10 protein-coding genes and 1 pseudogene are annotated in these 9,541 nt (G+C 69.5%); 9 read left to right on the forward strand and 2 right to left on the reverse strand.

Annotated elements, in window-relative coordinates; genetic code table 11:
* Positions 1-279 precede the first annotated feature (279 nt).
* The 6 genes from ACIRRH_RS42920 to ACIRRH_RS42945 all read left to right on the forward strand — a co-directional run bounded on the left by ACIRRH_RS42920 (position 280) and on the right by ACIRRH_RS42945 (position 4,214).
* On the forward strand, positions 280-768 hold the full coding sequence (locus tag ACIRRH_RS42920) for a GNAT family N-acetyltransferase (RefSeq protein ID WP_403078838.1): 489 nt from the start codon (positions 280-282) through the stop codon (positions 766-768).
* A 323-nt stretch (positions 769-1,091) separates the two neighbouring features.
* The gene (locus ACIRRH_RS42925) at positions 1,092-1,448 is read left to right on the forward strand and encodes an ArsR/SmtB family transcription factor (RefSeq protein ID WP_403078853.1); all 357 of its coding nucleotides are present in this window, start codon (positions 1,092-1,094) and stop codon (positions 1,446-1,448) included.
* Positions 1,445-2,140, forward strand: a complete 696-nt coding sequence (locus ACIRRH_RS42930; protein ID WP_403078840.1) for a cation transporter — start codon at positions 1,445-1,447, stop codon at positions 2,138-2,140. The genes ACIRRH_RS42925 and ACIRRH_RS42930 overlap by 4 nt, the downstream gene beginning before the upstream one ends.
* A gap of 165 nt (positions 2,141-2,305) precedes the next feature.
* The gene (locus tag ACIRRH_RS42935; RefSeq protein WP_403078855.1) at positions 2,306-2,599 is read left to right on the forward strand and encodes a transposase; all 294 of its coding nucleotides are present in this window, start codon (positions 2,306-2,308) and stop codon (positions 2,597-2,599) included.
* Between the two features lie 392 nt (positions 2,600-2,991).
* Positions 2,992-3,609, forward strand: coding sequence for an SMI1/KNR4 family protein (locus ACIRRH_RS42940; protein WP_403078841.1), 618 nt, complete (start codon positions 2,992-2,994; stop codon positions 3,607-3,609).
* A complete protein-coding gene (locus tag ACIRRH_RS42945; RefSeq protein WP_403078843.1) occupies positions 3,603-4,214 on the forward strand; it encodes a hypothetical protein in 612 nt (203 codons plus the stop codon). The genes ACIRRH_RS42940 and ACIRRH_RS42945 overlap by 7 nt, the downstream gene beginning before the upstream one ends.
* Positions 4,215-4,882: 668 nt before the next feature.
* On the opposite strand, the gene ACIRRH_RS42950 is transcribed toward ACIRRH_RS42945, so the two are convergent.
* Together ACIRRH_RS42950 and ACIRRH_RS42955 are read right to left on the reverse strand one after the other, a co-directional pair.
* On the reverse strand, positions 4,883-6,478 hold the full coding sequence (locus ACIRRH_RS42950; protein WP_403078845.1) for a methionine--tRNA ligase: 1,596 nt from the start codon (positions 6,476-6,478) through the stop codon (positions 4,883-4,885).
* A 173-nt stretch (positions 6,479-6,651) separates the two neighbouring features.
* Positions 6,652-6,909: pseudogene (locus ACIRRH_RS42955) on the reverse strand (integrase); the annotation flags it as partial.
* On the opposite strand from ACIRRH_RS42955, the gene ACIRRH_RS42960 reads away from it, so the two are divergent.
* From ACIRRH_RS42960 to ACIRRH_RS42970, 3 genes are all read left to right on the forward strand, one after another.
* On the forward strand, positions 6,838-7,023 hold the full coding sequence (locus ACIRRH_RS42960) for a hypothetical protein (RefSeq protein WP_403078859.1): 186 nt from the start codon (positions 6,838-6,840) through the stop codon (positions 7,021-7,023). The pseudogene ACIRRH_RS42955 and the gene ACIRRH_RS42960 sit on opposite strands and share 72 nt — an antisense overlap.
* A gap of 111 nt (positions 7,024-7,134) precedes the next feature.
* Positions 7,135-7,608 carry a transposase family protein gene (locus ACIRRH_RS42965; RefSeq protein WP_403078857.1) on the forward strand — a complete coding sequence of 158 codons (474 nt, stop codon included), beginning with the start codon at positions 7,135-7,137 and terminating at the stop codon, positions 7,606-7,608.
* 321 nt (positions 7,609-7,929) lie between these two features.
* A complete protein-coding gene (locus ACIRRH_RS42970; protein ID WP_403078847.1) occupies positions 7,930-9,399 on the forward strand; it encodes a phosphatidylinositol-specific phospholipase C domain-containing protein in 1,470 nt (489 codons plus the stop codon).
* The last annotated feature ends 142 nt before the right edge of the window (positions 9,400-9,541 follow it).

Here is a 9,541-nt window from a genome sequence, read left to right on the forward strand (position 1 = left end):
GAAAGCTACCTCGCCGGCCTTCACCTTCGCGGCGCAATGATCTGGATCAAGGACCTCACCCGAACCCATTGATCACGACCGAATACACGTCCTAGATGGCCACCGGCTCCGGCAAGAGCTACGTGGCTGCTGCGGCCGAGCGCGCGCCCACACCGACGACACCACCCCGAACTGATGGGGGCGGGATCGGGTGGGTCGGGTCCGAAACCCCTTGGACGGCACGGGGACCGGCTTGCTGAAATGGGAGACGCCCGCTTTTGGAGTCGAAGGGATGCGGCGATGATCGAGATCAGGCTGCAGCTGTCGGTCCGCGACCTGACCTACGCGGACCTGTCGTCCTGTGGGTGGGCCGGAGACGCCCTGCACGTGCGCCAGCTCGCCGGCCAGCTCCGCCGCGCTGAGGCCGGCGAGATCGACTACCTGGCGCTCTGCACGTCGGTCGGGCTCCCGGTGGCGGTCGGCGGGATCGACTACACCGTCAAGCCCGGCGCCGGCGAGATCTGGCAGCTCGGCGTCCACCCGGCGCTGCAGTCCTGTGGCATCGGCACACTGCTGATCCGCTCCGCCGAGCAGCGGATCACCGCCCGGGGCCTGACCCGCGCCGAACTCGGAGTCGAGGAGGGCAACCCGCGCGCCCGCGCCCTCTACGAGCGCCTGGGCTACCAGGCGTTCGGCCGCGAGCCGGACTCCTGGGACGTGGTGGCCGAGGACGGCTCGATCCGGCGCTACGAGACGATGTGCACGCTGATGCGCAAGGACCTGGCATGAACCCTGGATTTTGCGGCGTTCGTCGCTGATGCGACGGCCGACCAGGCCATCGTCGGCTCGTCCTCAAAGGCGCTCCTGGGCCCACGACGGCATGACCACCCGTCACTCCGACCACGATCTCTACGTCATTCTCGCTGACGACGCCGAGAGTGAGCTGGCTGCGCTCGACGGCTACCGCTCCGCGTGGCTCGACCTGTCGTCACCACCCTCGAACGGTTCCGCCGGCCCGACGACTGGGAGCGGTACGCCATCGCCCGCTCCCGGGTGCTGGTCGACCGCCACTCGATCGAGTGAGCCAAAGGATCTATCATCGCCACATGGCGATGACAACTCCTAATGCGAATGCCGGGCGGGATGCGCTGGCACCGGCCGCCGCGCTCTTCCGCTCCTTGGGCGACCCGGCCCGGCTGGCGATCGTGCGGCGCCTGGCGACCGGCGAGGCCCGCGTGGTCGACCTGGTCGACCAGCTCGGCCTGGCCCAGTCCACCGTCTCCAAGCACCTGGCCTGCCTGCGCGACTGCGGACTGGTCGACTCCCGCCCGGTCGGCCGGGCCTCGGTGTTCTCCCTCACCCAACCCTCGCTCATCGGACTGCTGGTCGCCGCCGAGACCGTGCTCGCCGACACCGGCGACGCGGTCGCGCTCTGCCCCGCCTACGGCACCTGCGAGGACGACGCGTGAACACCGCCCAGGCCCCCGCGACCGAGCCGGGCGACTGCCACTGTGCTCCCGGCTGTACCGACGCCTGCTGCCGCCCCCCGGTCGAGAAGAGTGCCGAATGGCACGAGGCCGCCCGCAAGGCCAAGCTGCTGTCCTGGCTCTCCCTGGCCTACATGGGACTCGAAGGCGCGGTCGCGATCGTCGCCGCCGTGGTCGCCGGCTCGGTCGCCCTGCTCGGCTTCGGCCTCGACTCACTGATCGAGGGCCTCGCCTCGGTGATCATCGTCTGGAGGTTCAGCGGCTCCCGAACCCTCTCCGAGACCGCCGAGGGCCGCGCGCAGAAGGCCGTCGCCGTCACCTTCTTCCTGCTCGCCCCCTACATCGCCTACGACGCCCTCACCACCCTCATCCAGGGCGACAAGCCGTCCACCAGCTGGCTCGGCATCACCCTGGCCGCCTCCTCGCTCATCGTGATGCCGCTGCTCGGCCGCGCCAAGCGCCGCCTGGGCAAGATCCTCGACTCCGGCGCCACCACCGGCGAAGGCACCCAGAACCTGCTCTGCGCCTACCTGGCCGCCGCCGTCCTGGTCGGCCTGCTCACCAACACCCTCTTCGGCCTCTGGTGGCTCGACCCCGCCGTCGCCCTCCTGGTCGCCGGCCTCGCCGTCCGCGAAGGTGCCGAAGCCTGGCGCGGCGAGGAATGCGGCTGCTGACCCCACACCACACCCGCCCGGCCGCCCGGCCTCCTGACGGCCGGGCAGGAGATACCGGCAGGGCCGGTGCCGGGGGGTGGGTGCGGGCGGCGGCACGGCACTGCGGGATGACGGCAGCCAAGCCGGCGGCGCTTACTCGGCGGGCCCGGGGGCGGGCTGTGGGGCATCGGGGCGGGCCGGTGGGGCCGGGACGGCCAGGCCTGCCCGGGCGGCTGTGGCGGCTGTGGGGGTGGGGGCCGAGGGCGCGGACGGCGGGGTGCTCACGGCCGGTCCAGAGAACTCCGCACCCTGGCCAGCGGGATCCGACGCGACCACGCAGCCGTTCTTGCAGCCCTGAACACGACGCTCACCTCAGGAGCGGTCGAGGGCAACGTGACCAGGATCAAGTTGCTGAAGAGGCAGATGTACGGCCGGGCCAACTTCGATCTCCTACGACGCCGCATCCTCCTATCACCATGATCAACCAGCCAAGACCCCTCAATCAACGACAGAGCCCAGAAGTTGGACCAGAACCGCTTCTCGTGAACATCGAACGTGGCGCGGCTTGAGTGCCTCCCGAATCGCTGAACAAGCGCTGTCGGAATCTGGGGTTCTGGCTCAAGTTCTGTGGAGCTCCGCCGTGTGCGTGCGGAGCCACCTCGAAGCAGATCTCTGGCCTGCTGATTTCCGTCGCCCGAGGTTCCGATGTACCCGGCCTCGGGCCGACACCACAGAAGTTGAGCCAGAGCCCGGGAACGAACAGCACATGTTCAGCACTTCGGGAGTCGCCACGGTCGGCGCCTGTTCGATGTTTGCCAGAAGGGGCAACACCGTCTGAAGATCAAGATGTCGGACGTCTATGCCAGCCCCTCGTGACAACCACACCTGATCATCATCCCGACGAGGCCACGCTCGACTTCTTGCGTTCGGCGTTCGCAGTCGAGTGGCGCGAGCCTGCCCTGGGCGGCGACGGAGTCGCAGTCTGGGAGGCCGAGAACCGGGTGACGCTTCCGGAGCCCTTTCGGACCTTCATCGCGGAGATCAGCAACGGCAGCAGCCTCGGTCCCCCGGAGGATGGCGGTCTTCAGCCGCTGGGGTGGCTGCCGGAAAGCTGGCCGGGCACGGGACCGCGGCACCCGGGAGAGCCGTTCCCCCTGGATGAAGCGTGGGTGTGGGAAGACGACGAGACGGTCGACGCTCACGATCCACGTATCGATGCCGTCTTCAACCACGGGTCAGTTGTCCTCGGAGCCGAGGACGGGCCATCGTTCTGGCTGCTGGTGACGGCAGGACCCCACCGCGGTGAGGTCTGGATGGTCTCCGACGTCGGCGCCGTGCCGACGCCGGACACCGACGCCAGAAGCTTCGATGGGTGGGCGCGGCACTGGCACTCGGGTGGCGACTTGCTCGCCTTCGTGCGACGTGGAGGGACGCTGACAGCCGCTCAGTTCGATTCCGGTCAGAAGGTCAGCCGACTCCCGAAGTGCTGAACCCCCTGGACGTGCGGCTGGCCGAGATCGCGGTCTATCGGCTGGATGACGAAGGCATGCCGGGTGGCGAGCTCCTGCGGATGGGCGTCGCGCGCGATGAGGGCGCCGAGGACTGGGTCAGGCTCAGCGCGGAAACACCGCAGGAGCGCTTCCGGCCGGCCGCCCAGGCGCGCTGGACGGAGCTGCTGCGGGACTTCTCGCAGGAGGTGGACCCGTGCTACGCCCAGATCGGCTTCAGGCGTGCGCTGGGCCGCACTGAGCACGAGGAGCGGGTCGGCCCGCCACTGCCCAGGATGACGCTGCCGCAGTCGCGGCGCCGACTGCGCGGATACGAGTGGCTGATGGTGATCCCACGCGAGATCGCCCAGCAGCTCGGCGGTGCGGACGGGATCACCACGGCCGGTGACTTCCACCGCGTGGAAACCCTGCGCGACGGCGCGATACTGCTCCAGGTCACGCCGGAGTTCGACGGCTTCACCGGCGAGGCGATCGAACGGACGTGGCACCTGCTGCGCCCCGCGCTGAGGCCCGGGATGCCCAAGCGTTTCCGCGACTCCGATCCGGAGGGCCCTGCGAGCCGGATCTGGTACGCCGACATCGCCTGACCCTCCACGGCCGACGAGGTCGACGGTGGCCGGACCACCCGTCCGATGCCTCGGCCACGAGGCCCTCGATGTCTTCGCACAGCGGTGCGAGGCTTCTGTCCCAGGTCCGGGCGCGCAGCGCCGCTGCCTGGGCAATCTGGGGTGCCATGTCCTGGGACCACCCCAGAAAATCGGGGCATACCGGGCGGGCTGGGACGGTGCTGGGACGTCCCAGGCCGGCGGTGATGGCCCGGATTGTACGTCTCGGGTCCGGCGGGCGCCGATGGCAGCGTAGCGGGCAAGGCCCGGCCGGCCCGGGTCTACAGCGCAGGGTCGGACACTTCATCGGCTGCGGCGGGCGTCGGGCGCTTCGTTGGCGGGGCTGGCGGTGGTCCGGGTCGCCGGTCAGAACGCCGTGGTGTCCAGGGTCAGGTCGATAGCCGGCGTGGTTGAGCCGGTCGTTCTTGACCCACCGCCGGGTGATGCTCGACTTCTTGCCGGAGGCCCGGGTGACGGGTGAGGCGCCGGCGTAGGCCTTGAGGCCTCTCGGCCAGCTCTACCACTGCCTCAAAAGCCGCCGACTGTTCGACGAGCAGGCCGCCTTCCCAACACCACTCGCCGTCGCGGCTTGACCAGATAAGGCCCTGAGGTGTCTGCGGTGGTAACTGCGGGAGCACCTGCGGTGGTGCCTACGTGCGATCGGCACGGCACGGCAGGGGGTCGCGGTCGGCCGGCCTGCGCCGCCGGTTTGGCGGCCGGGGTGACGAATCCGGGGACGACGGCATTGGACCGGGGGTGAGCAGCACTTCCTCGTCCCGCGCGCGGCGCGGTCTCGGGCTGGGGCCGGGTGCCGACCGGGCTCTGGCCGCTGCGGGCGTGCGGGCGCCGCGTTCACCGTTGCCGTGGGCCCAGGGGTTCGGTCGACGCCGAGTCCGCCCAGGTGGTGATCCCTGGGCGGACTCGGCGGCCCGATCGATCAGCTCCCGATCCGTGGGAACAGTGGGGTCGCCGGGGGGGAGGATGCCGTCGACCACGGTGCACTGCTCCGTGATGAGGGCCGAGGCTCCCGGCAGGAACGGCGTCAATCGGTCGGCGAGGAAGAGGCAGGCCTGCAGGAGAGCGGCGAGGACACCGTCCAGTCGCTCCCCGGTGATGCGCTCTCCTTCTCTCTCGATCTTCGCGAGGTCCCAGGGCCTGGTGCTTTCGATGCAGCGGTTGGCCTCCTCCACGATTGTCCACACGGCGGTAGCGGCCCGGCGGAAGTCGAACGCATCCAGGGCGACATCAATCTCCCGAGGGGCATCGGCACACACCCACACCAGCCGCTCTGCGCCGACCAGGGTGCCGCCGGAGCTGGGAAGGCGGCCGTCACGGTAGCGGTGGATCATGGTCACGACCCGGTTGACCAGGTTGCCCAACCCACCGGAGAGGTCGCCGTCGGCACGGTCCACGAGCCGGTCCACAGTGAAGTCCGCGTCGCCGACGCGGGGTACATCGCGCAGGAGCCACCAGCGCACGGCGTCCGTGCCGACGTCGGCGACCAGAGCTGCCGGATCGACTGTCGTGCCGCTGGACTTGCTGATCTTGCGGCCGTCGACGGTCAGGTAGTCGTGGACCAGGATGTCGGTGGGCGCCGGCAGCCCCGCAGACAGCAGCATTGCCGGCCAGTAGACGGCGTGGAATCGGAGCACACCCTTGCCCGCCAAGTGGATCCGCTTGCCCCCGTGTGTCCACCACTGGTCGAAGGCCGCATCAGATGTCCCGTAGCCCAGGCTGGTCACGTAGTTGCCCAGTGCGTCCCACCACACGTACACGACCTGGTCGGGGTCTCCGGGAACGGGGATGCCCCAGCCGCGGGCGCGGCTCTGGGAGCGGGAGACGGGGAAGTCGTGCAGGCCGCCGGCGATCAGGCCGAGGATCTCGTTGCGATGGGAGGCAGGTTCGATCCGCAGCCGATTGCTGGAGATCAGTTCCAGCAGGACGTCGGCATAGCGGGAGAGCCGGAAGAACCAGTTCTCCTCCGCCACGAGCTGTGGTTCGGTGCCGTGCTCGGGACAGCGGCCTTCGACGAGGTCGTCGGCAATGTAGAACTGCTCGCAGCCGACGCAGTACAGCCCCTCGTAGTGTTTCCGGTACAGATCGCCTGCGTCGGCACACCGCTGCCACAGGCGCTCGACCCCCGCTCGGTGGCGAGGATCGCTACTGGTGCGGATGAAGTCATCGAACGACAGCGCCAGTGGTTCGCGCAAGCTGGCGAACGCCTCCGCGTTGCGGTCGACCAGCACCTGGACCGCGATGCCCTCCGCCTCGGCGGCCAGGACGTTCTTGAACGCGTTCGGCAGGCGAGTCCGCTGCCAGGAACACCAGCGTCAACGGCGCAGCATTCGCTGGGCCAGAGCCAGCGTGACCTCGGTGTTGTCGCTCCAGGAGCAGACCTCCAGCCAGGAGAGGTAGCCGGTGCGCTGTTCTCCCTGGCCAGGCGCAGCACCGGGGCACGGACCGAGCGGACGGTGCGCGGGCGCGCCCCGGTCGCTTCGGCACGCGGGTAGTGGCGTGGCGCCACTTGAGCGTGTTCCGATGCCAGCGCAGGACCGTGTCCGGACGGACCGGGCACCACAATGCGCCGCAGTCTGCCGGTGGGGAGGTGGTGGAGCAGGCCGGCCAGGACAGCACGGTCGGTGTCGGTGAAGACGGGTCTGCCGACCTGGCGCTGCACGACCGGCAACTGGTGCCGCAGCGCGAGGATCTCGATGTCCTTCTCCCGGCTGCTCATCGGCAGGAGCCGCAGCAGCGCGAAGGTGTTGGTGGCGGCGAGGTAGGCCAGGCGTAGCAGCACAACAGATCATCATGCCGTCCGTACTGACCCGCGGGAAGAGACCAGGAGGCCTGCAGACACGACCCACGGCCAATCAGACAAGGCTGTGACCAGGCCGGATGATTTATCGGCACCCGCAGTGACCGTCGGTGCAAGCTCCGGCCTTCACAGCGAGCCATCGTCGCGCTGGTGTACCTGCGCAAGCACCGTCGCCACGGCGTGAACTTCCAGGTCATCACCGGTCCGCGCGGCAAAATCGCGTGGGTCTCGCGCGCGTTGCCGGGCCGCACCCACGACCTCACTGCGGCCCGTGACCATCGCGTCGTGAAGACCTGCGCAACGCTCCGCATCCCCGCCCCGGCCGACCTCGCCCACACCGGCGCGGGCGGGCCGTTCGCCGTGCCGATCAGGCGAAAGCCCGGCAAGGAGCTCACCCCGGAACAGAGATCGCTGAACCGGGCCCACGCCCGGTTCCGACACCCCGTCGAACGCGGTGCAGCCACCCTCAAGCACTGGCGGATCTTCCGCCACGCCCGCTGCAGCCCGAACCGGCTGACGTCAGCGGCCAAAGCTGTCCTCACCCTGGAGCTGCAACGCTGAAAAGGCTCAGTGTGAATCCGGCGCGCTGTGTCTCAATGTCTCGGGCGGCGGGGCGAAACGCCGTGACCTGGGGATCGGCAGAAGTATGCCGGACGGTACTTCTGCCGGTGGAACCGCCTGGTCCGCAACCGGCCCGGCGCGGTTAGCTAAGGGCGACCCGGACCGGGGCCCGACAAGCCCCCGCCGGGCCGGTCCGTCGCCGCTGTGCCGCCCTCCCATGTGCGGCCCGCCCGGCGGGCTCGGGGGAACCTCCAGACCTCCGGTCTCCGGCGTACCGCTCCCGCGGACGCCGACGGCCGCTTTCCACCAGGGAATTTCACAATGAGAACCAGTGGCGCCGTGCCCCGTCGGGGCGCCGACCGCCGTGCTCGCCTGCTGCGCCTGTTCGCCCTGCCGGTGATCCCACTCCTCGTCCTGGCCTCGATGCTGACGGCACCCACGGACGCGACGGCAGCGAGCAGCAAGTACGGGAATGCGCGCTACCACCAGTGGTCGTGGGTGACGTCGCACAACGCCTACGCCAACAACTGGAGCGAGTTCCCCGTTCCGCCGAACCAGTCGCAGAGCATCCAGCAGCAGCTCGAGGGCGGCGTGCGGGGGCTGATGCTCGACACCTGGGACCCCAAGGGCACCGCGCCCGTCGAGATGTGCCACGGCAGTACGTCCCTGTGCTACGAGGAGTTCAAGTCGGGGCTCCTGACCATCGTGAACTTCCTGCAGAAGAACCCGCAGGAGGTGGTGACGGTCTTCCTGGAGAACTACGCCAGCCAGCAGACGCTCAGCAAAACGATCACCGACATGCTGGACGCCAAGGGCGCCGGCAACCTGCTCTTCGACCAGAACGACTGGGGCATCTACAGCAACAACTGGCCCCGCCTGCGCGACATGGTCGCCGCCAACCAGCGCCTCGTGATCTTCCAGGACAGCTGGAGCGACCTGGCGGTCGGCTCCGGCACGCTGATGAACACCTGGACGCACACCGTGGAGAACCGGTACAGCTACGGCCTGGGGCAGCCGTACGGCTGCGAGCCGCGCGGGGAGAGCCAGCCCCTGAACCAGAACCCCATGCCGAACACGAGCAACCTGACCCCGCTGTTCACCATGAACCAGTTCAGCTCGGACAACCTCGACCCGAAGGCCTACGCCAAGATCGACAACGGGTCCCAGCTCAAGAGCCGCATCGAGAAGTCCTGCCGGCCCGCTGCGGGCCGCAACCCGAACTTCGTCGCGGTGGACCACTACCAGCTCTCCGACACGTCGGGCAACACCCCGCTGTCCGTGGTCGAGGAGCTCAACCGCGACAACTACGTCTTCGAGCCCGACCCGGCGGTGTGGGTCGTCACCGACTCCAAGCAGTACGTCAGCACCTACAACAGCAACCGGTGCATGGTGCGCGGTGACGAGTTCCCCAACGGCTCCGGCGGCCTGGTCACGCAGCGGGCCTGCGCGAACCCGGCGCCCAGCAGCCACCAGTGGACGGCCACCAAACCGAACTACGACGGCAAGGGCTACTACTGGATCAAGGCGGGCAACGGCTCCTGCCTGACCGTCCCCTACAACAACGGCACGCCGCCCGGCGACGGCACGCAGTTGCTCTGGTGGCCGTGCGAGACCCGGTGGTCCTCCGGCAACCAGCTGTGGAACGTCATACCGACCAACATCGACAGCAACGGCAAGTCGCGCGGCTACTACTTCATCAACCAGTGGACCGGCCGGTGCCTGACCCTGGACCCCGCGACCACCGGCGACAAGGCCGGCAAGGTCACCCAGGCCGCCTGCCCCAAGCCCTGACGCCAGACTGAAAGGACCGGTCCGGCCCCCCCCGCGGGCGGGGCCGGCCCCGGCCGTCCCGGCCGGCCGACCGGTACGCGACCCCCAGCCCCCGCCCGGGCGCGGGCGGGGCAGGCCGGCCCGCCGCTCGGGCCCCGGCGCG

The organism is Kitasatospora sp. NPDC101235 (genome assembly GCF_044767505.1).
Lineage (GTDB): Bacteria > Actinomycetota > Actinomycetes > Streptomycetales > Streptomycetaceae > Kitasatospora.